Source organism: uncultured Salegentibacter sp. (genome assembly GCF_963972535.1).
Taxonomy (GTDB): domain Bacteria; phylum Bacteroidota; class Bacteroidia; order Flavobacteriales; family Flavobacteriaceae; genus Salegentibacter.
In genome coordinates this window covers 1-26156 of sequence record NZ_CAXAVR010000030.1, presented here as the reverse complement: position 1 = coordinate 26156, position 26156 = coordinate 1, and the positions used below count along the sequence as shown (strand labels likewise).

Genomic DNA, 26156 nt, shown 5'->3' with positions numbered 1-26156 from the left:
TTCAACTAAAAAACTATTCTTCAATTTCTGTTTTAAACATACCGGTAATTCCTTTTAAACCGTCTACATCTACGTCTCCTTTTTCAAGCGATTTCATAAGTTCCATCAATTTCTGCGGATTCATATCTTCACCTAATACACGAGCTACTCCCACTCCTTTGGTATCATCATACCCGTAAACAATAATTTCGTCTATGGCCTCTTCGTCTCCGGTAAAATAAATTTCGGCTTTACGATCGTTTGAGCCATATTTCATTAATAGCTGGTACTTCTCATCCTGCAAAATACTACTCAGTTTCGCTTTTTCGGCTTCATATTCCTCTTTGCTTTCTTTAACCGGCAAAGCCAAAACATTAATTTTCTTCACACTTTCCAGCGTAGTTCTTTGATTTTCATCCAGGGCATCAGCGTTGGTAAACATACTGGTAGGTACATCTAAAGCAATGAACTTATTGTCCTGCTGATTTTTTACATAATACTCCTGCAAACTCGGCTCGTTCGCACACGAAACAAAAGCTGCAGCCGCCAGTGCCAGGCCTAAAATTTTTATTGATTTCATTTTATATTGATTTTAAGTTGATCTAAGATTTATTTTCTACATTTTTAAGCTCTTCAGCACCTGGTATTTTAAGGTCTGATGTTAAGCGGGATAATTGCGAAAGGTCTATTTCTCCCGTGATACTCAAAATCACAGAAATTAGTTCACCTTCTTTTTCACCTTCCATAAACATAAACAGCTCACTTACATAATTATCGTTTTTTCCTCCTTTAGAATAAAACCGAATATTTTTCCCGTCTTCGTTTACTCGCATTAACTGCTCTAAAGAATTTGAGTTTAAATAACGCTCAACATCTTTTTGCATTTCATTTCTCACTGAAGCCGTGGTGCTGGTAAACATTTTAATCTCATCAAGGTTTTCAATGAGTTTCAGGTATTCCCTGGCTTCTGGGTTATCTTCACTTAGATCTACTTTAGCAAGCATTTTAAACATCTTGCTGGTCATTACCATTGCATCAACATCCTTCATATTTTCATACTTGGCAAACGACTGGGCTTGCGTTACTATTGGTAAAAGGCCAATAATAATAACTATTACTATCTTTTTCATATTATTCGGTTTTTATAAATTTATCTTTGGTGTTATTAAATTCTTTCAAGTAAATTAGGTCTTCTTTCCCTTCATTCATCAACTCAGAAACCATTTTTAAAGCTTCCATGCTCTTTTGCAACGCCTCCTCTTTATCCTGAACCGTACCAAGATCGCTATGATTCATTTCCATAGGTTTATTCTGAAAAAAGAAAAGTCCCACTATTACAATAATACTTGCCGCTATGGCTGTCCAAAGGTATTTATTCCCCTTTGCTTGCGACGGAAGTTCCACTTCCCTCTGCATTTTTTGTGTTCTGGTTTTTTCTGAAAAAGAAAATAATAACCCATAACTTTTTAAATCGGCCGGCACCTCATTTTTTTGAAAATATTCCCGAAGTGTATTTTCTTCAGCCAGAGATGTTTCACCGGCATCATATTTTTCCAGTAATTCTCTAATTTTTTGTAATTCCATAATTATGCTTGTTTGTTAAGCTTTCTCTTATTTTTTTTCTAGCTCTAGATAAGGCTACCCTAATAGCGGTAGACTTCATTTTAGTGATTTCTATAATTTCTTCAAACTCCAGTTGCTCAATATCCCTAAGCTGAAAAACAATTTTTTGCTGTTCTGGCAACTCATTTAAAATTTGGTTTATCCACAGCATTTCATCTTTAACCTCCAGTTCTGTTTGGAGCGAAATTGAATTATTCTCATAATTCTGATGAACAATTCTTAAATTATTATTCTTTTTTGCTTTTAACTCATCTAAACAATAGTTTTTTGTTGTTGTCATTGCAAAAGCTTCAACATTGGTATAATCCTTGAGTTTATCTTTGCGAGCCCATAGTTTATAGATTACTTCCTGGGTAGCATCTTCGGCAGCTTCTTTAGAAATAAGCAGTCTCAATGCAAGCCGGTACATTTTATCTTTCACCGGGTTAATTTTTTCCAGGAAGGCTTGTTGTTTCATGTATGGTTGGTTTAATAACCTTCTTACCTTTAAAACGATTAGCGGTAATATTTGTTACAATAGGATTTTGAATTTAATTTAATGTGGGTATTTTTAGCAATCTAAAACAAACTTAACTTTATGAAGATTAATAAACTAATTTTACTTTTATTCCTGGCTACAGGAGTCTTGAGCAGTTGCTCCAAAGATGACAATGACGAACGCTTCCCGGTTGAACCAGGAGGTGATAAGCCCGGGGAAACTCCTAATTTAGAAATCGAAAATTATTTATATGATGCAATGAGCATCTACTATGTATATGAAGCCGATGTTCCAGAATTAGGTGAGAATTATTTTGATTCTGAAGCCGATAAAAATGAATGGCTGGCTAGTTTTGATTCTCCCGAAGATCTTTTTAATAACGGATTAAAAGTTCCTGCGCCAAAAGATCGTTTTAGCTTTATTATAGATGATTATACTATTTTGGAAAATAATCAAGCTGGAATTCAAACTACAACCGGAATGGATTATGGATTGGTAAGATTTGGAAGTAATGGAGTTTTAGCGTATGTACGGTATGTGATACCCAATAGTCCTGCTGATGAAGCCGGCGTTACTCGTGGTACTCTTTTTACGGATATTGATGGGGAGTCTATGAACCTTGATAATTATCAATCTCTTTTAGGAAGAGATGGCTATGATATTACTGTAGCTGAAATTAACGATAATATTATTAGTAATACCGATGAAACCATTGCACTAAACAGAATAGAAATTACCGAAAATCCGGTTCTTTTATCTAAAGTAGTAGAAGTAGATGGAATAAGTGTTGGCTACATTATGTATAATAGTTTTACTGCCGATTTTGATGATGAACTAAATGCTGCTTTTGGAGATTTAAAAGCTGAAGGTATAGACGAACTGGTTTTAGATCTTAGATATAATGGAGGTGGTTCTGTAGAAAGCGCGGTAGACCTTTCCAGTATGATTACCGGGCAGTTTGAAGGCGAAATTTTCTCTAAACAAACCTGGAACGCTCTGTTACAAAGTCAATTTACAGAAGAAGAGTTGGTAGATAGGTTTAATGATAAAATTAGAACAGAAGAAGCAATAAACAGCCTTGGACTTAGTAAAGTATATATAATAGGTACAGGTTCTACAGCTTCTGCCAGTGAATTAGTAATGAATGGACTAGCTCCCTATATTGATGTAGTTCACGTTGGGGAAGGTACAGTTGGGAAATTCCAGGCGGCTGCTCCTTTGTATGATTCTCCTAATTTTTTACGTCAAAACCGAAATCCGAATCATAAATACGTAATTCAACCACTTATTTATGAATCTAAAAATGCGAATGAAGATGCATATTATGAAGAAGGTTTAGTACCAGATATTGAAGCTGAAGAAGATATTGTAAATCTTTTGCCATTAGGTGAGCCGGAAGAACCACTTCTTGCTGCAGCTCTTGCCGATATTACCGGTAACAGAATGGCAATTCCCGCTACATCTTACGATTCAAGATTTACTAAAATTGGTGAGCGTGGAGATACCGATGTAGATTACCAAAGAATGTATATAGACGAAATTCCTGAAGAAATAAGGAAAAAAGCTGCTAAATTTAAGCAGTAATTTTAAAAGTATATTTAATGCAAAAGCCCCGTTTCTCAACTGAAACGGGGCTTTTTTTATTCAAATTTAAACAAAAAAACAGTTTTTAATCGTTAAAGTAGAAACCGTTTGGGCTTACGCCTCCAGAATCAAATTGTGAAATTATTTCTCCCTCAAAATTATATATTCTTACCACACCATTTGAGCTATAATCTCCTGCATCGCCAGTATATAAATATCCATCCTCGATTTCAAATCCGTAAAAAGAAGTAATATCAGTAAAAGTAAAAAGACTCTCCTCAGGTAACTCTGTGGCAGATTCTTCCATAGAGTAAACAGATCCATTGAGAGTATAATAAATAGTATCATCTTCAATTTCAAAATTTGAAGGATGATCTGTGGTATTTGGAAAAATCAACTCTTCTGTTATTTCATTATTTGATAAGTCTATTTTAGAAATACTGCCAGCTGTTTCACCAACTCCTTGAGCATAACCGGGTACTCCTCCAGACATTACCCACAAGAAGCCATCTGATATCTCTATTGAATTAGGAGCATCACCAATTTCTATACTTACTTCCACAATATTGGAAATAGGATCTATAATCACAATCTTATCATTATAATTATAGCCGCCCTGTAAAGCTACATATAGTTTATTATTATCATTAATAATCTTTTCAGGCCCTTCTCCTACACTAATTGTTCCAGTAGATTCATAGGTACTTGCATTATATATAGCGATATAATCATCTGTATCATTAGAGGCATCTCCCCAGTTGGTAACATATATCTTCTCGTCTACCAAAGTAAGATACCGTGGATTACTTAATCCCTCCTCAATTGTATGAATGTGCTCAAAAGTATACCGATCAACAATTTGAACTATATTGGAAACATTCATAACGATATATGCATAATTATCATCAAATGTGAGACTCTGCCCTGTATCTCCCAGAGAAGAACCATTTACTGTAGAAAATATATCGGATTCTAGATCAGAAAAATCATTATCAATATATGATATTGAACTATTATTGTTACCGAAACCACCTTCATTAAGCACAAACAATCCATCTGCATAGGTGCTTTCAGGTTGCTCTATTTCAGGATCCACAACATCGTCATCGCTGCTACAGGAATTTAAAAAAAAGCCACTCAAAATGGCCATAGTTAATAATTTACTGATTCTTTTCATTGGTTAGAATTTTAGCAAAGAGTGGAGCAAATAAACAGTTTAAATTAATCAGATTTTAACAATATTTGCTTCCAGCATCATGCTGGTTAAAAATTAAGGTTTAGGTATATATTAAAATTTCTGCCGGGCATCCACCGGTTTTCTACACTTTGGTATTCTTCATTTAAAATATTGAGCACCCTCGCTCCAATCTTGTAAGTATTTGTTTTTCCCAAATCATATGAAATTCCAAGGTTTGAAACCGTATAAGCATCCATACTATAGCGGGAATTATTATCAGATCGGGTAAAAACCTCGCCATTATATAACAGCTGGTAATCTATGCTGAAATCTTTAAAAGCATAAGTAAGTGCACCTGTGGCTTTATGAAACGGTACATAAATAAGCTGGTATCCCGTATTCATATTTTCTGAAACCGTATAGGCATAAGTACCAGAGGCGTTAATTTGGTGATCTTTAAAAATCTCTTTCTCCCAGCCTGCCAAAACCTCAATACCGTAGGTTTCTACCTTTTCTTCATTTTCTGGGCGCCAAATATTACTACTGGAAGGCAACCAGCGTATCGTATCATCAATACGAATATAATAGCCGGTTAGACTAAACTTCAGGTTTCTATGTTTAAAATGGTTTCCAAGCTCAACCTGGTTAGAAGTTTCGGGGCGTAAATTAAGATTACCGGCACCGGCCCAGTAAAGATCGTTGTAAGTGGGAATTCTAAAATTCCTGGAAATATTCATTTTTAGACTATAGAAATCGGTAAAATCATAATGTGTTCCTGCAGAAAACAGTAACGGACTTTCATAATTTTCGGTTATTTCTTTTCTGATTCCCAATTCATATTGAAATTTTTGAAATGGCCTATGCTTCATTAAGAATGCCGAAGAAAATATATTTCGGGTATTTTCGGTAATTCCAGAGCCGCTACCATCTGTGTACGTATTGGTGAGTACGGCATTTAGCTCTAAAGTTTTTGAAATTGAATAATTTAAATCGTATTTGCCAATCAAGGTTTGCGCTTTGCCAGATGAAGATTGATTTTCAGTAATATTCCCGTAGAACTTATAATTTTCATTTAGATGGGCTAACCTTGCAACCGAAATAAAATCACCATACTCTCCTACCCATTCCAGTAAATTTCGGGTATCAAAATTCTGGTATTTCGTTTTGGTTTCTGAAGGACGAATCAGGGAGAAATGCCGCTCCCCATCAAAAATTTCACTATAAAGTTTTAAAGTGTTTTTTTCATTTAACCGATATGCGAACCCAAGATTTAAATTGCTATTATAGAATTTACCATTTTCATTCTCTCTACCTTCAATGGGCCATTCATAATCATTATCTGATGAGTTTCTTGCCGCAGCAAGACTTAAACTCCATTTTTTTCCCGAAGTCTTTATTTTATACCGGGCATCCAGGGTATTAAAACTGCCATATTGAAAGAAAATATCCTGCTTTGTTTTTCCGGTAAAATCAAGATTGGTATTTAAATGAACGGTTCCTCCAATGGCTCCGGTACCATAAACTACACTTCCGCCGCCACCACGAACGCTAATATTATCAAATCCGCCTGCGTTTAATGCATTAAAATCGGTTTGGCCGTTAAACTGGGAATTGATATTAATCCCATTCCACAATACCGCTGTTTGGGAAGCTGTTGTTCCGCGGAAGGAAGGTGAGGAAACCATTCCCAGTCCATTCTCTTTAAAATAGATATTGGTGTTGAAATTTAATGCTGAAGTAAGCAGCGCCCCGTTTTTCTTTAAAACTGAATCGTTTAAAACGGTTACCTGTTGGCCAGTAGAAAAGTCTTTCAGCTTGGTATCTGTCAAAAATACTTCGTCTAAAACGTTAATTGTATCGTTTTGAGCAAATACAGGCAAACTGCATAGCAGGCCAAGGAATAGAATGTAAAATTGCGTTTTTTTCATCTGCCCTCTGACTTTTATCCCGAAAGTCTAAGAATTTATTGGTTATATTCTGGCAGGTCTCCTGGCTCGCGTCTTGTTGTTTACCTTCCCATTCCAAATAAGAACAGTGGTTTTTGAAGTGATAACAACAAGCATCCCTTACGGGACTTAGCTTACAGTTGCGGGAACAGCTCAGGCTTAATAAAGTTAGATGGTAGAAGTTTGAAATACGAAGTAAAACTTCGCGCTTCATATTCTGTACTTCCAAAATCGTACTTTTCCTGATTCCCTTTTAATCGGCGTGAAAAACACATCCGAACCAAAAATTTCAATGCGAAATTAAACATTTATTTTAGTTGCGACCATTAAATTCTAAATAATCTTACTTTTGAAAATTCCTATTATAATATTCTATATAAAAGTTTTCGTCATCCTGAACTTGTTTTAGAGCTTGCCCCGTAATTTATTTAGGGGCTAAATGAGGATAGCATTATATAAATTCAATTCTTTTAAACTACCATAAAATGAAAATAAAGACTCTAAAAGCACTTAATCTTCTACTCCTTTTCCTAGTATTTTCCGCCTGTAAAAACGAGCAAAAAGATAAAAATAATGGTTCAGAAGAACCTCAAGATTCAGTTGAGTTAAAACACGCTACTAATTTCAGCATCAGTGATTTTGGAGATTATTATATTTTAAAAATAGAAACCGCCTGGCCCGATGCCGAAAAAGCTTTCACCTATTTATTAACTAAAGAAAATACTGAAATTCCTTCCGGTTTAGATTATGATAAAAAAGTGCAAATTCCGATAGAAAAAATGGTAGTGACTTCTACCACGCATATTCCGGCATTGGAAGCTTTAAATGAAGAAAACAGCTTAAAAGGATTTCCAGGTCTTAATTATATTTCTTCAGAAAAAACCAGGAAATTGATCAATTCAGGAAAAATTAAAGAGCTGGGGAAAAATGAAAATATAAATACCGAAGTTCTTATTGATCTGGATCCAGAAGTGGTGATTGGTTTTGCAATTGACGGAAACAATAAAACATTTGAAACCATTCAAAAAACCGGAATTCCAGTGATGTACAACGGCGACTGGACTGAAAAAACTCCGCTGGGAAAGGCGGAATGGATTAAATTCTTTGGCGTTTTTTATGATAAATTAGACGAAGCTGAAAAGATTTTTAATAAAATAGAAACGGATTATACTGAAGCCAAAGAATTAGCAAAGTCGGCAGCAGAAACGCCTAAAGTATTAAGCGGCGCTATGTTTAAAGACCAGTGGTATTTACCCCACGGAAATTCGTGGCAAGCCCAATTTATTAAAGATGCCAATGCAAATTATGTCTATGCCGATACACAAGGGAATGGAAGTATGGCTTTATCTTTTGAAAATGTGTTAGACAAAGCCCAGGATGCCGATTATTGGATTAGTGCGGGACAATACACTTCTTACACGCAACTTTTAAAAGAATCTCAGCATTATGAACAGTTTGAAGCCGTACAGAATAAAAATGTCTACAGCGTAAGCCTAACCAAAGGAGAAACAGGGGGTGTACTTTATTTTGAATTAGGCCCGCAACGTCCAGATTTGGTATTAAAAGACCTGGTATCCATTTTTCATCCAGAGTTACTGGGAAATTATGAAAATAGGTTTTTTAAGGCTTTGGAAGAATAAATTATTTAAAATTTTTATCTTTATTATAAACTACTGAAAATGAAAACTATCGCTGTAAATATCAAAGAGTCTGTTTTTAAAGAATCTGAGAAATTATCTGCTGGACTTAAGAAGTCTACTGAAAAATATATAAATGAAGCTATTCAATATTATAACCTTCATCAAAACAGGAAGGTTCTAAAGAATAAACTCAAAGAAGAGTCGTACTTGGTGAAAGAAGATTCTTTAAATGTTCTTAAAGATTTTGAAGAAATTGATTATGAAAATTAATCAATTTGAAGTTTGGATTGCCGATTTAAACCCACGAATTGGCACTGAAACGGGAAAGAAAAGACCGGTTATAATTGTCCAAACCAATTTATTGAATTCTGTTAACCATCCATCAACTTTAATTTGTCCGCTTACTACAAACGTTCATAGAAATGCTCAAATTCTACGTATCCATCTCCCGAAAGGTATTGCCAACCTATCGAAAGATTGTGATATAATGGTAGATCAGCTTAGAGCAATAGATAATAAAAGGCTGGTTAAAAAGATTGGCAAAATTTCAAATACAGCATCAGAAAAGTTAAAAGAAAATCTTTCCATAATTATGGATCTTAGCTAAAATTCCATTATCGTTCTTCATTAATTTTATCTACTCAATTTATTTCAGATATTTACACCGAAATAAATCACCGGCCTTGTTGCAGTCCCAAAAATATATACTTCCACTTCTACTCCTTTTTTTAGGAGTAATTATCCTGGGTTTTTTAAATATTAGTTTGGGCTCGGTCAACATTCCTTTTAAAGATGTTTTTGCTTCAATCTTTAATTTAGAAGTTTCAAAAGAAACCTGGCGCTATATTGTAGTGGAATACCGCTTACCTAAAGCTATTACAGCAATAATAACCGGCTCTGGACTCGCCATTAGCGGACTGTTAATGCAAACCCTATTTCGTAATCCCTTAGCGGGACCGTATGTTTTGGGTTTAAGTAGCGGTGCCAGTCTGGGCGTTGCAATAGTAATTATGGGCGCTTCAGTTTTTGGAGGTGCTTTTGCCGGAATTTTACTTTCCAAATGGAGTTTGGTAATTGCTTCCAGCCTGGGAAGTTTATTAGTATTAATTGCTGTTATGCTGGCTTCCCTCCGGCTTCGAGATACTATGGCAATTCTTATTATAGGTTTAATGTTTGCCAGTTTAACCGCGGCAGTGGTTAGCGTTCTTTCCTATTTTAGTCCCGCGGCACAGCTTCAGCAATATGTATTTTGGTCTTTTGGAAGTTTGGGTGATCTATCCTGGAACGAGGTGGGAATTCTCGCCATGTTCTGGTTGGTAGGGATAATTTTAGCTATTTCCTGTATTAAAAACCTCAACACTTTGTTGCTTGGCGAACAATATGCAAAAAGCCTTGGGGTAAGCATTCAAAAAAACCGTTTAATCATTATTATAGCTACCAGTTTACTTGCCGGAAGCATTACTGCTTTTGCAGGACCAATTGCCTTTGTAGGTTTGGCGGTTCCGCATTTAATTAGGCAAATAATTCCTGTAAATAATCATAGCATTTTAGTGCCAGCAGTTATTTTAGGTGGTGCGGCGCTAATGCTTATTTGTGATATAGCAGCACAAATGCCGGGACAGGAATTTACTTTACCCATAAATGCCATAACTTCACTAATTGGTGCCCCAGTCGTAATTTGGCTATTGGTGCGCAAACGTAAATTTTTATTCTGAATTGAACCAACCTGGAAAACATAGCATCCTTAAAACAATTAATCTTGATATTGGTTACAGTAATAAGACCGGGAAAACCATTATTACTGAAGCGATTAATATTGAAGTTAACGAAGGGGAACTGGTTGCTGTAATTGGCATTAACGGAGTGGGGAAATCTACATTTTTACGAACGCTAAGCGGAGTTCAGGATGCGCTTAAGGGAAAAGTATTGGTTAAAAATGAGCAAATTCAACAGATAGATTCTTTAGAACTTGCTTCTTTAGTGAGCCTTGTACTAACCGAACAACCTATTTCCAAAAATTTAAGCGTTTTTGAACTGGTAGCGCTAGGAAGACAACCATACACCAATTGGATTGGTAGATTAAGTAAAAACGATTTAAGGCAAATTAAAAAATCTTTACAAAATGTAGGAATTGAAGATTTGCAGAATAAAAAATGCTACGAATTAAGTGACGGCCAACTTCAAAAAGTATTAATTGCACGTGCCATTGCACAAAACACGCCCCTTGTTATTTTAGATGAACCCACCACACACCTGGATTTGTATCACAAGGCTTATGTTCTAAAACTGCTTAAAAAACTCACCCGAAAAACCAATAAAGCTATAGTTTTTGCTTCCCACGAAATCAATTTGGCCATCCAGCTTTGCGATAAAATTATTCTTATGCAAAATAATAGCGTGACCACCGGTTCCCCTAAAGAATTATTAGAATCTGGAGCATTTTCTACTGTTTTTCCAGAAGGCTTGATCGTTTTTGATAAAGCTTCAGCTTCATTTAAAATTAATCCTTAATTATCTTTTAAAAAGTATTTTAAACCGAAGGTAAAGTTGTTGGAATAAAAGTTTTTAAGCGTATAGAATTCGGCCTGGGTATTAAGATGAAGATACTTCGTAACTGGCCATACCACACTCCCACGATACCGTTGAAATTCATCTGAAAAAGTATCCAGAAAATATCCGGCATCAAGATTAATTTTCCAAAAGTTATTTTCATTTACATATTCGTAAGCTAACCCTAAACCGCCATAAAAACGTTCATCTAAAGTCCAATATGGAAAGCCATTAGACCTGTTTGAATTACCCAGCATTCCAGATAATTCGGTATAAGGTCTAAATTTCGCCATTTTATTCAGTCTAAGATTCATAGATAAACTGGTAAGCGCCTGTACATCCATCACATCTTCGTCGTCATAATGGTTTCCTTCTATATAAAAAACCGCCTGGAATTTCTCTTTAAACTGAAGTTCTTCATAAATATTTAATTGCGTTTGATAAATATCCAGGATATACGCGGGGCCGGTGATAGCAGGTTTTCTAAAAAACTGAAAAGAACTATATAAACTATCTTTTGCAATTGACGCCGATGCTTCTAAATGAAGATATGCCTTTCCTGCGTCGTTAAACTCAAGACGACTACCAAAGCCAAAATTAAATTTTTCTATTCTTTCCCTGGTTTTAAACCTGTAAACCAGTCCGTATAGCTCCATATCTCCATTATTCTCAAATTCACCCTGAAATGGAATTGCATATGCATTATAGCGGCTTAACCCAAATTGATGCTCATTGAACTTCTTATCTCGAGTGTCATAAACCGCTTCTAAACCTACAGAAGTTGGATCTAACCTATCGCTAATAATATTACTCCCTATTTGTACAAAATCGCCCTGGGTTATTCTAAGATTCTGCTCTATTTTAGAAGCAACTTCAGGATAAAAAAGTGAAGGATATTCTTTTAAAAGCAACCTTTTTTGTTCGGGATTAAGGTAAACCACGGTATTATTCAACTGTCTTTGTAAACGCACTTTATTGCTTGATTCTGGCAGTTGAGAAGCCAGGTTCCAGGCTTTCAGCATTTCGCTACGACCCAAATAATATTCAGCTATAAAAACCTGAATAGCTTCTTTTTCTTTTGGATTATCTTTTTTAGTATAATTAGCATACAAACGCTCTACCTCACTGAAATTTTCCAGCGAATAAAACCATTGCATTCTTTCTACTACAGGGAAATCTGGCACGCAAGAAGACCATTCCAGGGCTTTTCTATAGCTTCCCTGGTCACTATAAGTATAGGCAATAGTCGTAGCCAAATGCTTTAAATCTTCACGACAAGCTTCTATCTCTAAAAGTTTTTGCGCCGCTTTTTTATCATTATCGGCAATAAGGTATTCTATAAAAAGCGGAAAGTTCTTTTCTTTTAAAAATTCATATTCCCCGGTTTGTACCCGCCAGTTATCTATTGCGCTTTCGGCTATATCGTCACTACACTTAGACCATTTAATGGCCTCGTTATATTTTTTAGCATCGGCTAAAATCCAGGAAATAGTAGAAGCGGCAAAGCGAAAATCTTCACGGCAGGGCTCTATGTTTTTCACCAAATTAAATGCAGCTTCGGGATGTTTTTCATTTAACAATGAAAAATAGCTGGAGCGCTCCTCATCTACTTCAGTATTCTCCATTAGGTTCAATAATTCTTCTTTTGTTAATTGTACCTCTGTATTGCTTCCAAAGTAACCTATAAAATCTCTTCTAAGCTTTAGGCTTTCCAGTTTTAATTCTATTTGCCTCAACATCCAGCGTTTCCTGGTTTCCAAATCTGGATAATCACTCTGGGTGGTAAATTCGGAAGAAAGATTTATGTAAGCAGATGATTTATTTTCACTGTATTTTCTTTCCAGCAACGGCCAAACCTCCATTTGGCGATTTTCCCAACCTAAATACTGAAATAATTTTAACCAATCTTCGCGTTCATAATTATTGTTCTTCGCAATTTTAGATTTTAATTCATTAATCTCTTTGTGGATATCTCCTAAATCTTCTGAAGGTTTTATTAAAAGGTAAGACTCATAGTTTTGAGTGATTTTGCTAAAATCCGCAGAAGAATTATTTTTAAATTTTGGAAAACTTATTTTTTTATCCTGCGTTTGAATATTGAACAGATAGCCATCTAAGAAAGGCGTTTTTGTAAATTTTAGTTGTTTATTTTTTAGAAAATTTTCAGCATCAGCAGTATTTTTTTCTGAAACATATGCAAACCAAAAATTTTGGTTCTCACTATTTTGAATGCTGGCAGTAACTTCAACTTCAGTCTCATTTTCAGTAAAATTATAAGGAATTTCTCTCCAGTTTTGAGTAATCTTAGCTGCTTCAGAAACTTTTAAAAATCGAATTAAAGGAAAAGTTTTCTTTACATCTTTAATGTAATTTCGAAATCGTGGAAACAAACCCGGTGAGCCCTCTTCTGAAACTCTCCAGCCATAAGAATTTATATTCCGTAAGGTATAATCACCGGCACTTTCCCGCGGTTCTTCTCCGGGAATTTGGTAAATATCATCGGGGTGAATAAAATGCGTCCAAACGCCTGTATATAAGTATAAAGATTGCTGATTGAATTGCCTGGTAGAGGTTAAAGCAAACCCGCTGGTAATTCGTGGAAAATTGAAAAAATGATCGTTATAAGGCTCCCTGTCAAATTCTCTATCGCCACCTTCTTCAAAATTTCCCAGGTAAATACTGGCATTATAAATAATTTCGGGGATGTTTTCTTCTAAAGCAAGAAAACCGGTGCTGTCTATAATATTTGAAGGTGGAACATAAGAAACCGGTAATTTACCATAATTACGCGCTGCCCAGCGTTTTTTAACCGCCTTAAGGCTTAAACCCATATAATTTTGATTAGGCCAAACTTCATCGGTAAGTGAAGCGTGATTATAACCATGCAAAGCTACCTCATGTTTAGAATCTTTAAAATCAACCATAAGTCTGTCAGCAGCATTAGCTCCATTAGAACCTGTTAATACAGATTGTTCCCACTCGGGAAAATTAAATGGCGGCGAGGTACGATTAGAATAATCAAAACATACGTACGCAGAATATTCTAAACCTTCTTCCCTCGCCAGTTTAAGCATATCTTTCCACCAAACTTCAGTATAAAAACGCGCCTGACTAATATCCATTTCTGAAGTAACCGGCTCCATCTTTACGTTATAAAGCGGCGCAGGAAAATCGTCTAACATTATGCTTGAAGCATTAGCCACGGGATAAGGAACCCCTTCTAAACCATGCAAAATTGCTGCAAAGAAAAGTCCGCGTTCCTGTTTCTGGGAATATTGATCGGTATTAAAAGTAATTACCGAACCATTCCCTATTTTATTTTTTATAATAAGAGGATATTCTTCTTCAGAAATTGAAGTTGCCAGAATCTCTATATCTTCCCTAAAGTTATCTGTTTGCAGGCCAAAATGTTTATTCTCGTTTTTATAAACTTTACCTTTTAGAGCCGGTAGAAAACTGGACTGAAATTTAAAACCCTGGGCTATGGTATCTATTTCAAAGTCTGCATCTCCCCTTACGCCTGCTAAAAAACCAAAATTTTTATTGGTAGCGACCGAGGGAATAAAAATATGACCTCCTTTAGCAACAAATTCAATTAAAAAATTCATTGCATCTTGATTTAGTGGTTCCAGATCATAGACCACAATTACTTTAACTGCATTGCCTACTTCTGGCTTTTCATTAAAATCAAACCTATTAATTTCATTATAAGGGATTTTTGCATAATTAAGAGCTTTTCTAATATGATTGCTGTTTCTAAAACTTAAATCATTTCCCGGCTCTACCAGGTAAGTTATCCACGGGTTCTCACTAAAATTATCATACTGCACCTTGGGACTGGCTTCCTTAACCTCCTCCTTCTTAATATCTTTTTCGCATCCTATTAAAATAATAGAAAACACTAAAAAAACAGCCTTAAATATTTTAGTTGGTAAAAATTTTTCCATCAAAATAATAGTTCATTAATATTACTGGCCCGTTCCCTGTTTTCTATTTGGTAAACCTCTAAAGTTTCATCTTCATAATATACATCCACATCTCTCCCTTTCATTTTTAGTAATTCAAGCCTTTCCAGTGTTAAATTACGTTGTTTTTCTACTATTGCTTTTTTAGCCTGGTTAGCCTCCTGTATGTCTTTATACACAAAAACATACATAGTTTCGGGTAAAATAATATCTGGGTTATTTTGTAGGTATTCTAAATTATTTTTATACCGGTTGAATCTCCTATCCAGCTCTATATAGGTATTATTAAAATAATCGTAGTTATAGTAATAATGGCTGTTTCTGCTAAAACTGAAATATGGCAAAGCATTTACAACCGCATAGGAATATGGTAAATTTTGAGATTGAATTTTTGAATAGGCTTTAAAAACAACATTTTCTGTTTTATTTTCTTTAAAATTTAATGTGGCTACACTAGGGAATGTGAATATGGTAAGCACGGTAATTACTATGCTACCTATTATTACTTCCAGACGTATGCCAACTTTAGGAGAAAAATTAAAAATAGAAAAGAGGTTAACCATTACATTTAGAATTATCCCAAAAAATATGGGGAGAAATATGCAAAGCACCTGATTTAGAATATCCAGGTCTACCAGGCCAGTATCTAATTGGTAAATCCCGAACATTAAATTGATAAAACTGAGGAAAACCAGACTGGCCAACCATTTATGCGATTTTTTAAAATAATTATAAATAGCAATAAGCAGAAAAACGACGGCGGCTATTTGGTAATAATTCATTAGGTCTCTAAATGGTGCAACCAAATGAGGATTGTAGGTATAAGTATCAAAAGAATAAAAGTTAGACAAAATAAAGGCGCCAAAATCTTCTTTTATAAGCAAAGCCGCGATGCCGTATATTGTTCCAATAAAGGCTAACGAAAAGAAATAGGCCAGTAAAACCTGAGTGATTTGCTTTAAATTATCTTTAAGTTTAAATATAAAAAGTACTAGCAAATAAGGAAGAAGAAGTAATACACCCACAAAAAGATCTAATAAGAGAATAGCGCTAAACAAGGTAATTAACCAATAAAATTTCGCCTTTTTACTGTAACTGAAACTTTGCGGATAAATACAAAAATACATAGTAGGTAAAGCAATAATCAAAGCGGTAAAAACCGATTTATGTTCAGCAATTAAATCAATATTAATGGGGAGGAATCCATAAAAAAGGGCAAAACTTAAACCCGCGAATATTCCCGGAGCTTGTTTTCGTGAAATTTTAAAAACCAGCCAGTATATTATTAAAGAAAGCAATGCAGATTCTAATAATCCAAAAGATTGTAAAGCCTGGGCGTTAGTTATATGCGTTAATTTTGCATATAAATTAATAAGTAAATAATCTCCCATCATTTCCCCAGTTTGAAAAAACCAGGTATTAGCAGAAATCCCATTTATAAAATTAAGCTTACTAAACCAACTCGAGGAAAGTGTGTAAACATCTTCCTGAAAAAGTGAACTTCTCGAGATGTAAGTAAGCACAGGTAATAAAAGCCCAATGGCTAATTGCCAGTTTCTATGATATTGAGAAAGGCCATGTTCAGGATGTTTATGTTTTGGTTTAATTATATTATCTCTATCCAGAAATCGCTGTCCCTTTTCCATTTTAATTGTAATATATAAAAGGGAACGCGTGTAAATTTTACGTAACTGAGCTTTTAAGGGTTGCTTAAAATTAAGATTCATAAAGGCCAAAACAGCCAGGCCAATTATAATGCTTATAATAACAAAGATGTCAAATATCCCGGTTAGTATTAAAATAAAACCACCTAGCAATACCGCTGCCATTACGAGCGCAATAGTGGGAACCAGAAAGTTTAAGGCAGATTGTGCAGAAATTCGTGTAGAAACAATTCTATGTATTAATAAAATTAATACAAATAACAGGATAATTCTTAACGGACCGGTTAATAGGTAGGGTTCTAAAAACATATAAATTAATTCAACCTTTTTCGGGAATTTCCTGCAAATCTATTTTCCCAATAAAATAAGGCCAGGGGGTTTGTGCTAATCTTTGTTTAATATCTTTTTTTAACTTTCTGGTTTCGGCATACTCTATTAAAACCACTGGGACTTCATACTCATCATATACCTGCTTTAGCTCGTTTAAAAGTTGCTGAAAAATAGCTTCCTCTCTTAATTGATATTTTTTCTCCTGAAAATTATAATCTGAAGCAATACTTTCTTTTGCTACAGAATCTATAAATGGATGGGTATCTTTTAGTATAGAAATACCGGCATTTTGCATTAAATGAATATTGGGATAAACTACGTTTAAAATCTTTAAAAAATCTATTAAAGCTTCTTTCTTTTCTGGCGTACGCCCAAAACCGGTATAGTTATCTATATTGTCTAAAAACATCCCGTCCAGTCCTTTTTTCATATTGTAATCAAAAATTGCCAATAAAGCCTCCCGGGTTTCTTCATTTTCAATATCTAAAATATGGCTATTCCATATTTTATTTTTTCCAAAGGTGAAATCTTTAATTTCGGGAAAATGAGCAGCAGCCTCATTAACTTCTCCCAGGCTAATATAACCCAGAATGGTAGTATTGTTTTGCTTTAGCATTGCAATGTCTTCACTGTCAAAATGAGCGCTTTCTATTACTACAATTTCGTATCCTGAAACTTCTGCTGGGTAAAAATCGCCATAGGTAAAAAGTATTTGTTTTTCCTGGGTAAGCTTTTGAGCGACTGACTGGGCGGTATTTAAACAGATTGCTGTTGTAACCATAAATATTTTAATAAGATGCATAGTAATAATAGTCCAGATTTTTAAAGAAACTATATGTTTCTCGTGTTGTAAGTATTGCAAATAACAGAGACCCCACTAACATTCCCATAACACTATATTCGTAAGAAACCCATCTGCTTAAAAAGACTCCAATTATAAAATTAACCAGGAAAGCACTTATTATGGCTACCAGTGGTTTTCTATGTTTTCCCAGCGTATAAAGATAGAGTACATTTAACATTCCCAGGCTAAGAAATAGGTAGCCTATGCTTCCAAGAATACAAACTTTTATACTCAACGGACTCAGAATTTCATCAAAACCTCTGGAATAGCCCCAGGGTTGCGTAACAATTAAATATAATAATACGGCAATACCCGCTGCACTAATAGCAAATAAACGTAAATGTTTAAAATACATCTTTTTCATCTTATCGTTAAAACGCTGAAAATCTGAATATTTTGTTTGAAGTTGATGAAAATCCATATGCCGTATATACGAATGAATAGCGTATTCCATTACTCCGCCAAGTAGGAAGAATATAAGAATAGCGAGATCCATACCAATCTCATAATCTTTTTCATAGTAAATTATATAGGGAATATCCCTGTTTAAGGTAGAAGACCAGGCCACTATCCTGTCCAGGAAAACAAAAAGAAAAATAAAAGTACCGTATAAAAAGTAGTTGAAATTACGATATAGCGAAAGCATTACTTTTGGCTTCTTTTTCACCGCGATTTCATTTTTCAGCTTAAAATGAAAGAAAGAATAGATATAACCAACCGAAATTAAAGAGGCAACCAGAATGCCTGTCCAATGAATATAATAAGGGTGCAAATCGGTATAAAAATGTAGTAAAAGTGCTAACACCGTACCTGCAAAGACGCTAAAAGAAAGCATCCATCTTTGTTTTAATGCATATAAAGGCGCTAAAACCAAAAGAAGAAAACCTATAAACAAGGCGTAAATAAAGGTTATAACTACAAAAAGAAGACTATAAAGTGGGATCACTAAATTGATAAGCAAAGAGAATATAAAAAAGCCTAATATAGCAAGAGTCCCGTTTTTTATAATTTGAACGGTAGAATGTTTCGCCATATGGTAATCTTTATTATACCAGTAATAGGAAACCTGTTTTCCCAGAACCTGTACAAAACCCGCACTGCTAATAAAACCTATAATTACCCCCAGCACCACTGCGGTAGATTGCAGGTTATTAAAATGAGAGTAGGTCCAAAGGGAAAATCCGAATAAAATTATGGCAACCACCTGCAAGAAAACCGGAAATAAATGTAAAAGTCCTGAAGTATAATCTACAAGAAAGCGCTTGGTGTTTTTTGTCGTAATATACTCGGTTAAAGCGAGTCTTTTATAAGTTTTGGCTTCAGCAACACGCTGATTATTATTTTTAAGGTTTGCCAGGGTAATGGCATCGTAAGCTTTATAAATATAATTTGAAAGATGCATTATACTTTCAAAACCATAATCTTCTTTCGCATCTATTTCCCTAATTCCAAAAGATTCTATAGTTGCGACTACCACATAAACATTCACGGGTTTACCGTTACGTTCTTTAACCGCAACAACAAGTTTTGCAATAGCTTTAATTTGATCTTTAGTCATTTTCAGGAAAAATCTTCAATCTTGGTAAGTTTTTTTTTGGCCCTGGGTATTTTTACAATATCATCATAAATAGCTTCATATTCACCAATAAACTTGGATAAGGTGAAATTATTCAAAACTTTTTCCCTGGCATTTCTTCCCATACTCTTTCGCAAATCATCATCTAACAGCAATTTTAAAACATTGTTACCAATTTCTTCGGCATCTTTTGGTTTACAGGTAAAACCACAGCTATCATCAAGTGCTTCTTTAACTCCTCCCACATCAGTAGAAACCACGGGAATACCACAACCCATAGATTCAATTATGGTATATGGAAATCCTTCAGAAATAGAAGTCAGGATAGAAATATCTCCCTCCAGAAAAACTTCCTGTGGATTGTTTCTTGGGCCCATTAATTTAAAATTGTTTTGCAATCCTAATTCGGCGATAAGTTCAAGGCATTCTTTGGTATATTCAGGTACGGCATCATTATCTCCATAAACCAGGTATTGCACCTCGGGAATACTTCTTTTAACTACCGCACAGGATCTAATCATGGTAAGAATATCTTTTAATTCAAAAATTCTCGCCAAAGCAACTACGGTAGGAATATCTTTTAAATGTGCAGGTTTAGGGCCGGGTTTAAAAACTTCCGGATCAATACCATTGTATATTATTCTGAATTTAGACGGATCTGCCCCGTACCATTTTTCCCATTTTTGATTGAATTTATTTACAGAAATAATTACTTCGGCCTTATGATAAACCAAACGGGTAATAGCTTCTGAAAACCTAATAAGTAAACTCTTTAAGAAATATGGATATTCTGAATTGTTAATAGCCAATAACCTTTCCCTAATAAAAACTCCGTGTTCTGTGAGGATTATTGGGGTCCCATATTTGTAATTGGCAATAAGTGCCGGGATTACCGGGAAGCCACTTAGCGTTAAATGAGACACATCTACTTTTGGAATATTTACTATGGCAAGTGGTATTAAAAATCTGTAAATCCAGCGCAAGCCTATGGTAATATCTATTAAAGATGCATCGGGGTTACGTTCACCAATAATAAATTTAGCGAGAGTATCTCTATAAGTTAGCCAAACCTGCTCATTTCTAATGGTTTCTTTATAATCATAATCTTCAAAATAAAACCACAGCTGATGAAAAATTATATCCAAATCTTCTATATCACGGTCGTCGCTATAAATAAACTCCAGTAAGCTTTTAAAAATAGGAATAAACTTTTGAGCAACTACTTCATCATTAGTCCACTCTTTTTTAGCTACAGTTTTATAATATTCCTCACCGTAACTTATATAATCGTAAGGTTCATCTGGAGTCCAAAGAGGCACCTGTATTACTTCGTTTATATTATCGCTAAGTTTATACTTATACTCTGTCTCAAAAGAAGCATTTATAGAATACAGTTTAAAATCTACATTGCTAACCCTGTTACATAAAATATGTGCCCAGGTAGAAACACCGCCTCCATTAAAAGGATAAGTGCCTTCCATTATAAGCAATACAGATGGTTTTGCCATTTAAAAGTTTTGCGCCAAAAATATATTAAAAATCAGTTACTTAAAAACCCGGCGATATAAATTTTACAAGTAAACCCTAAATTATAATTTGTTTAAATAGAATAACAATACTGCTATAAAGCGTAATTTAGGGATGGTAATTTAACTTATCTTTGCTTAAAATTGCTCCATATCTATGAACTTCTTTAGAATAAGCATTTATATGCTTTGCTGCTTATTCCTTTCCTGCGGTGAACACATGGCTCAGGAATCGAATAACAATGTTGATTACCGCCAGGAAATGCGGGAGTTTGTTATTGAAATAAGTGAAATCGCAAAAGAAGAAAATCCTAATTTTATAGTTGTCCCACAGAATGGAGTTCAGTTGGTTTCCAAAGAATCTAAATTTAAGAAAACTCCTGCTTTAGATTATTTAAATGCTATAGATGCGGTGGCCCAGGAAGATCTTTTTTATGGTTATCCAAAGTTAAACAAAATCACCCCAAAAGCCGATAATTTATATTTAAGAAAGTACCTTGATTTGGCAAAAGACGAGGGCAAGCAAGTATTGGTAACCGATTATTGTTCAGGTTTTAAGCTTATGAAAAATTCCTATAAGCTTAATGAGGAAAACAACTATACTTCTTTCGCAGCGCCACGGCGAGAACTTGATAGAATTCCGGCTTATCCTGTTTTTAATGAAAATAATAAAAATATAAGCCATCTTTCTGAAGCTAAAAACTTTCTGTATCTTTTAAATTACGCTGAATATTCTTCGAAATACGATCTTATCACCGAACTTGCTTTTACTAATTACGATCTTATTATTATGGATCTTTTCTTTCATAACGAAGCTTTTACTGCCGAAGACATTCAAAAATTAAAGAAGAAAAAAAATGGTGCTGAGCGTTTAGTTATATCTTATCTATCTATTGGCGAAGCCGAAGATTATCGTTTTTACTGGGAAGAAAATTGGAATTCCAAATCGCCAACCTGGCTCGTTGAAGAAAACCCGGAATGGGAAGGGAATTTTAAAGTAGAGTACTGGAACGCGGACTGGAAAGATTTAATCTACGGCAGCGAAAACGCTTATCTCTCTAAAATTATCGCTGCAGGTTTTGACGGGGTTTACCTGGATATTATAGACGGCTACCAATATTTTGAGGACCGGGAATAATTAAACCTCTGCATAATCCAGGTCCTATTTTCTTAAACAGTTCGGGCAAATAAGTATCTTTGGGAAAACTCGATTTTCTCAATGAACGATTATTTACTTTTCGCCTTAATTATTGTCGCACTCTTAATCGGACTTTACTTCGGAAAACTAATTTCAGGATTAAAAAGTAAAAATAAAGAAGCCATTCTTGAAGAAAAAAATAATCAACTATCACTTCAGGTTGTTGAATTTAAAAATCAGATAAATAGCAACTTAGATAATTACAAAACTGAATTATTAGATTATAAAAGTACATTCCGGGCACAAACTGAAAAACTCGAAAAAGAACGTGAAGAAATTCGAAGAGAGAAAGATTTTTTAAATACAGAGCTTACCCGCCGTAATGCCGAATTTGAAAATTTAGAGCAAAGAAATAAAGAACAAAAAGCGGAAGTTGAACAACTTCAGGAGAAATTCGAGAAGGAATTCGAAAACCTTGCCAATAAAATTTTAGAGCAAAAATCTGAGAAATTTACCCTTCAGAATAAAGAAAATATTCAGAATATTCTAAACCCTTTGCAGGAAAAAATCCTTCATTTTGAAAAACGAATCGAAGAAGGAAATAAAGAAAGTATAGATCGCCATGCTATGCTGCGACAACAAATTATTGGGTTAAAAGAGCTTAACGAGCAAATGAGCAAGGAAGCCACCAATCTCACTAAAGCGCTTAAAGGCGACACTAAAACACAGGGAAACTGGGGCGAAATGATCCTGGAGCGGGTTCTGGAACGCAGCGGACTCCAAAAAGGCAGCGAATACAGTGTACAACAAAGTTTTACCAATGCCGACGGGAAACGGGTTTTGCCCGATGTGGTAATTAATCTTCCTGGCGATAAAAAAATGATCGTAGATTCTAAAGTCTCCCTAAACGCCTACGAACGCTACAGCAATGAAACAGATGAGCAGGATAGAAAACAACATCTGAAAAATCACCTTACCGCTATTCGAAACCGGGTAAGTGAATTGGGTAATAAAAATTACCACCAATTATACGAGATGGAAAGTCCCGACTTCGTTTTACTTTTCATTCCCATTGAAGCTGCGTTTGCTGTCGCTTCCAACGAATATCCAGGACTGTATTCTGAAGCTTTTGATAAGAATATAATTATCGTTACACCCACCACTCTACTCGCTGTACTCAAGACCATAGACAGTATGTGGCAAAACGAAAAACAAAAGCAAAACGCCATTGCCATCGCAACCCAGGCCGGGGCTTTATACGATTCTTTCACTGCTCTAACCGAAGAGCTTACAAAAATTGGCAGGCAATTGGGAACGGTTCAAAATTCCTATGAAGGCGCGATGAAAAAGCTTACCGGAAAAGGAAATCTACTTAGACGGGTAGAAAAACTTAAAAAACTGGGTGCTAAAGCCAATAAACAAATAGATCCTAAAATGCTATCAGCTATAGATGAGGAAGAAATTGAAGAAAATCATGAAAATTAACCACTCTCCTGCAAGGTTTTGAAAACCTTGTAGGTTTGTAATTATTATGCATTCAAGAAAATAAAACCAAAAATTAATATGAAAACCTATAACAAATCAGTTTTCAGTTTTTTATTGATAAACCTTTTTATGCTGAATATTTCAGCACAGCATATTTATTTTCCTGAAGCCGGAACCTGGGAAGAAAAAGATCCAAAATCTTTCAATTTAGATTTCTCCGAAGCTATTCAGCTTGCTGAAGCAAACGAATATTCCGAATCCAAAGATTTACGCCAGGCAATATTAAAGGGCTTCCAACACGAACCTTATCACGAAATCTTAGGACCTACCAAAAGACGCGGTGGCCCGGCGGGAATAATTTTAAAAAATGGCTACTTAGTGGCAAAATGGGGAGATACAAAGCGTGTGGATATGACTTTTAGCGTTACCAAAAGTTTTCTCTCTACCACCGCCCTACTCGCCTTAGATCAAAACCTGATCACTAATGTTAAGGACCCGGTAATCAATTACGTTTGGGACAATACTTTTGAAGGCGAACATAACTCAAAAATCACCTGGAAACATTTGCTTGAGCAGAATTCAGATTGGAGCGGGGAACTTTGGGGTTCTTATGATTGGGCCGACAGGCCTTCTCAGGATACAGGAATAGACGATTGGCGAAACCGGAAACTCAACGAACCTGGAACGCATTTTAAGTACAACGATGTTCGGGTTAATGTACTCGCCTATTCTTTACTCAATGTTTTTAGAAAACCACTTCCCAAGGTTTTAAAAGAAAAAATTATGGATCCTATAAACGCTTCTTCGAGCTGGCGCTGGTTTGGGTACGAGAATTCCTGGACTACCATAGATGGCTACAAAATGCAATCGGTTAGTGGTGGCGGGCATTCCGGCGGCGGAATGTTTATCAATACCGAAGATATGGCGCGTTTTGGTTTACTATTTATGAATAATGGCAATTGGAATGGCGAACAATTAATTTCAGAAGCACTTATTCAAGAAGCTATTCAGCCTTCAGCTACAAACCCAAACTACGGATATATGTGGCGGTTAAATGCCGATGGCCCGAGACAATGGAAAAATATAGATAAAAACATTTTTTATGCGGCTGGTTTCGGCGGAAATTTTATTATTGTAGATCGTAAAGAAAACCTGGTAATTGTTACCCGCTGGCTGGAACCTTCTAAAATAGAAGAATTCGTGCAGAAAATCTATAACTAGAATTATGAAAAAAACACTTTTTGGTATTTTAGGAGCTATTTTACTACTCTTCATCGCCTGGTTTGCATTTATCTACTTCGTGCCTTACAGCGAAGGCACAAGGAGCGGCGAACTTATAAAATTCAGTAAAAAAGGTGTGATTTCTAAAACCTGGGAAGGTGAAATTAGCCAGGGAATTAGTGGTGCGCAAATCTTTCAATTTTCAGTATTAGACAATAACCAGGAAGCTATAGAAGCGCTACAGGAGAACGAAGGTAATTATGTTAGACTAAAATATGTTGAGCGTTACGCCACTTTTTTCTTTTGGGGTGATACCAAATATTTTATAACCGAAGTAGAAGAAGCCGAATCCCCTCATTTTAGAGATAGATAATTTATGACTCAATTTAAACACGTAAAAGACTCACAGGTAGATATTTCAGAATTAATGCTGCCTTCTCATTCAAATTTCAACGGAAAAATTCACGGAGGCTATGTGCTTTCACTTATGGATCGCATCGCTTTTGCCTGTGCCTCCAAACACTCTGGAGCCTATTGTGTAACCGCTAGTGTTGATACCGTAGATTTCCTAAAACCTATAGAAATTGGCGAATTAGTAACGATGAAGGCTTCGGTAAATTACGTGGGTAATAGTTCTATGGTAATTGGAATTCGCGTTGAAGCCGAAAATATTAGAACCGGCGAGATAAAACATTGTAATTCTTCCTATTTCACGATGGTGGCTAAGGCTGAAGACGGAAAATCGCTACAGGTTCCCGGCTTAATCCTTAGTAATGAGCACGATATTCGTCGTTTTGCAAAAAGCATAAAACGTAATAAAATGAAGCTGAATCGTAAACAGGAATTTCATGAGACCGATTTTTCTTCAAAAGAATATGTGCACTTACTGGATGAATATAAGGTTAAAATAGAGCAGTAAAAAATTTGAAATTTAATGGATTTATAGCAGCTATTTTTGTGGCGATAATAATCGCCTATTTATTCCCTGAGGGAATTGTGATTTTTCCGCTAAAAACCATCACCGACATTGGGATAGGTTTTATTTTCTTTTTCTACGGACTAAAATTATCTCCCGCAGAGTTTAAATTGGGTTTTCTGAATTATAAAGTTCACATCGCAATTCAGTTAGCCACCTTTGTAGCCTTCCCACTTTTAGCTCTGCTATGCTTACCGCTTTTTGAAGCAGGAACAGGTTCAGATCTTTGGATTGCTTTATTTTTTCTGGGAACACTTCCTTCTACAGTCTCTTCTTCTATAGTGATGGTTTCTTTGGCGAAAGGAAATTTGCCTACCGCCATTTTCAACGCCAGCCTTTCGGGTTTAATAGGCATCTTCGCAACTCCCATTTGGCTAAGTTTTTTTCTTAGTGGAAGTACCGATTTTGAATTCCTGGATGTACTTATAAAATTATGCTGGCAGATTATTATACC

At 35.3% G+C, this 26156-nt stretch carries 23 protein-coding genes and 1 riboswitch; of the genes, 12 read left to right on the top strand and 11 right to left on the bottom strand.

Features of this window, described 5'->3' with window-relative positions; genetic code table 11:
* Window positions 1–13 precede the first annotated feature (13 nt).
* The 4 genes from AACZ30_RS06020 to AACZ30_RS06005 are packed head-to-tail and all read right to left on the bottom strand — an operon-like array spanning window position 14 to window position 2059.
* The gene (locus tag AACZ30_RS06020; protein WP_339648274.1) at window positions 14–559 is read right to left on the bottom strand and encodes a DUF4252 domain-containing protein; all 546 of its coding nucleotides are present in this window, start codon (window positions 557–559) and stop codon (window positions 14–16) included.
* Window positions 560–581: 22 nt separating this feature from the next.
* A complete protein-coding gene (locus AACZ30_RS06015) occupies window positions 582–1109 on the bottom strand; it encodes a DUF4252 domain-containing protein (protein ID WP_339648273.1) in 528 nt (175 codons plus the stop codon).
* A gap of 1 nt (window position 1110) precedes the next feature.
* On the bottom strand, window positions 1111–1563 hold the full coding sequence (locus AACZ30_RS06010; protein WP_339648272.1) for a hypothetical protein: 453 nt from the start codon (window positions 1561–1563) through the stop codon (window positions 1111–1113).
* Complete coding sequence (locus tag AACZ30_RS06005) at window positions 1544–2059, bottom strand: sigma-70 family RNA polymerase sigma factor (protein ID WP_339648271.1); 516 nt, start codon at window positions 2057–2059, stop codon at window positions 1544–1546. The genes AACZ30_RS06010 and AACZ30_RS06005 overlap by 20 nt, the downstream gene beginning before the upstream one ends.
* 120 nt (window positions 2060–2179) lie before the next feature.
* Between AACZ30_RS06005 and AACZ30_RS06000 the strand changes: the two genes are divergently transcribed.
* Window positions 2180–3664, top strand: coding sequence for a S41 family peptidase (locus AACZ30_RS06000; RefSeq protein ID WP_339648270.1), 1485 nt, complete (start codon window positions 2180–2182; stop codon window positions 3662–3664).
* 85 nt (window positions 3665–3749) lie between these two features.
* Here AACZ30_RS06000 and AACZ30_RS05995 read toward each other — a convergent pair whose 3' ends face one another.
* Together AACZ30_RS05995 and AACZ30_RS05990 are read right to left on the bottom strand one after the other, a co-directional pair.
* Window positions 3750–4841, bottom strand: a complete 1092-nt coding sequence (locus AACZ30_RS05995) for a DUF5074 domain-containing protein (protein WP_339648269.1) — start codon at window positions 4839–4841, stop codon at window positions 3750–3752.
* 86 nt (window positions 4842–4927) lie between these two features.
* Window positions 4928–6769 carry a TonB-dependent receptor gene (locus tag AACZ30_RS05990; RefSeq protein WP_339648267.1) on the bottom strand — a complete coding sequence of 614 codons (1842 nt, stop codon included), beginning with the start codon at window positions 6767–6769 and terminating at the stop codon, window positions 4928–4930.
* 33 nt (window positions 6770–6802) lie between these two features.
* Window positions 6803–7087: riboswitch (cobalamin riboswitch) on the bottom strand.
* Between the two features lie 185 nt (window positions 7088–7272).
* Here AACZ30_RS05990 and AACZ30_RS05985 point away from each other — a divergent pair.
* The 5 genes from AACZ30_RS05985 to AACZ30_RS05965 all read left to right on the top strand — a co-directional run bounded on the left by AACZ30_RS05985 (window position 7273) and on the right by AACZ30_RS05965 (window position 10938).
* Window positions 7273–8427 (top strand): ABC transporter substrate-binding protein, encoded by a 1155-nt coding sequence (locus AACZ30_RS05985; protein ID WP_339648266.1) that lies wholly within the window; start codon window positions 7273–7275, stop codon window positions 8425–8427.
* A 39-nt stretch (window positions 8428–8466) separates the two neighbouring features.
* Complete coding sequence (locus AACZ30_RS05980; protein ID WP_075327108.1) at window positions 8467–8697, top strand: hypothetical protein; 231 nt, start codon at window positions 8467–8469, stop codon at window positions 8695–8697.
* Entirely contained in the window at window positions 8687–9034 is a 348-nt protein-coding gene (locus AACZ30_RS05975; protein ID WP_075327109.1) for a type II toxin-antitoxin system PemK/MazF family toxin, read from the top strand. Before AACZ30_RS05980 ends, AACZ30_RS05975 begins: the two co-directional genes overlap by 11 nt.
* A 76-nt stretch (window positions 9035–9110) precedes the next feature.
* A complete protein-coding gene (locus tag AACZ30_RS05970) occupies window positions 9111–10142 on the top strand; it encodes an iron ABC transporter permease (RefSeq protein ID WP_075327110.1) in 1032 nt (343 codons plus the stop codon).
* Between the two features lies 1 nt (window position 10143).
* A complete protein-coding gene (locus tag AACZ30_RS05965) occupies window positions 10144–10938 on the top strand; it encodes an ABC transporter ATP-binding protein (RefSeq protein ID WP_075327111.1) in 795 nt (264 codons plus the stop codon).
* On the opposite strand, the gene AACZ30_RS05960 is transcribed toward AACZ30_RS05965, so the two are convergent.
* Genes AACZ30_RS05960 through pelF form a run of 5 tightly spaced genes read right to left on the bottom strand, consistent with a single transcriptional unit; the run spans window position 10935 to window position 20864 of the window.
* Complete coding sequence (locus AACZ30_RS05960; protein ID WP_339648263.1) at window positions 10935–14924, bottom strand: DUF2194 domain-containing protein; 3990 nt, start codon at window positions 14922–14924, stop codon at window positions 10935–10937. The two genes, AACZ30_RS05965 and AACZ30_RS05960, sit on opposite strands and share 4 nt — an antisense overlap.
* Window positions 14924–16915 (bottom strand): hypothetical protein, encoded by a 1992-nt coding sequence (locus tag AACZ30_RS05955; RefSeq protein ID WP_339648262.1) that lies wholly within the window; start codon window positions 16913–16915, stop codon window positions 14924–14926. Before AACZ30_RS05955 ends, AACZ30_RS05960 begins: the two co-directional genes overlap by 1 nt.
* A 10-nt stretch (window positions 16916–16925) precedes the next feature.
* The gene (locus AACZ30_RS05950; protein WP_339648261.1) at window positions 16926–17717 is read right to left on the bottom strand and encodes an endo alpha-1,4 polygalactosaminidase; all 792 of its coding nucleotides are present in this window, start codon (window positions 17715–17717) and stop codon (window positions 16926–16928) included.
* A gap of 7 nt (window positions 17718–17724) precedes the next feature.
* A complete protein-coding gene (locus AACZ30_RS05945; RefSeq protein ID WP_339648259.1) occupies window positions 17725–19338 on the bottom strand; it encodes a hypothetical protein in 1614 nt (537 codons plus the stop codon).
* A gap of 2 nt (window positions 19339–19340) precedes the next feature.
* The gene (gene pelF / locus AACZ30_RS05940) at window positions 19341–20864 is read right to left on the bottom strand and encodes a GT4 family glycosyltransferase PelF (RefSeq protein WP_339648258.1); all 1524 of its coding nucleotides are present in this window, start codon (window positions 20862–20864) and stop codon (window positions 19341–19343) included.
* Window positions 20865–21039: 175 nt separating this feature from the next.
* On the opposite strand from pelF, the gene AACZ30_RS05935 reads away from it, so the two are divergent.
* The 6 genes from AACZ30_RS05935 to AACZ30_RS05910 form a co-directional block, all read left to right on the top strand.
* Window positions 21040–22020, top strand: coding sequence for an endo alpha-1,4 polygalactosaminidase (locus tag AACZ30_RS05935; RefSeq protein WP_339648256.1), 981 nt, complete (start codon window positions 21040–21042; stop codon window positions 22018–22020).
* 81 nt (window positions 22021–22101) lie between these two features.
* A complete protein-coding gene (rmuC, locus tag AACZ30_RS05930) occupies window positions 22102–23505 on the top strand; it encodes a DNA recombination protein RmuC (protein ID WP_339648254.1) in 1404 nt (467 codons plus the stop codon).
* Between the two features lie 129 nt (window positions 23506–23634).
* Window positions 23635–24726 carry a serine hydrolase gene (locus tag AACZ30_RS05925; protein WP_339648252.1) on the top strand — a complete coding sequence of 364 codons (1092 nt, stop codon included), beginning with the start codon at window positions 23635–23637 and terminating at the stop codon, window positions 24724–24726.
* A 4-nt stretch (window positions 24727–24730) separates the two neighbouring features.
* Window positions 24731–25099, top strand: coding sequence for a 6-phosphogluconate dehydrogenase (locus tag AACZ30_RS05920; protein WP_093306263.1), 369 nt, complete (start codon window positions 24731–24733; stop codon window positions 25097–25099).
* Window positions 25100–25102: 3 nt separating this feature from the next.
* Window positions 25103–25645, top strand: coding sequence for an acyl-CoA thioesterase (locus tag AACZ30_RS05915; protein ID WP_093306260.1), 543 nt, complete (start codon window positions 25103–25105; stop codon window positions 25643–25645).
* Window positions 25646–25650: 5 nt separating this feature from the next.
* Window positions 25651–26156, top strand: a 506-nt coding sequence (locus AACZ30_RS05910) for a bile acid:sodium symporter (protein WP_339648250.1), incomplete at its 3' end; no start/stop codon positions are given.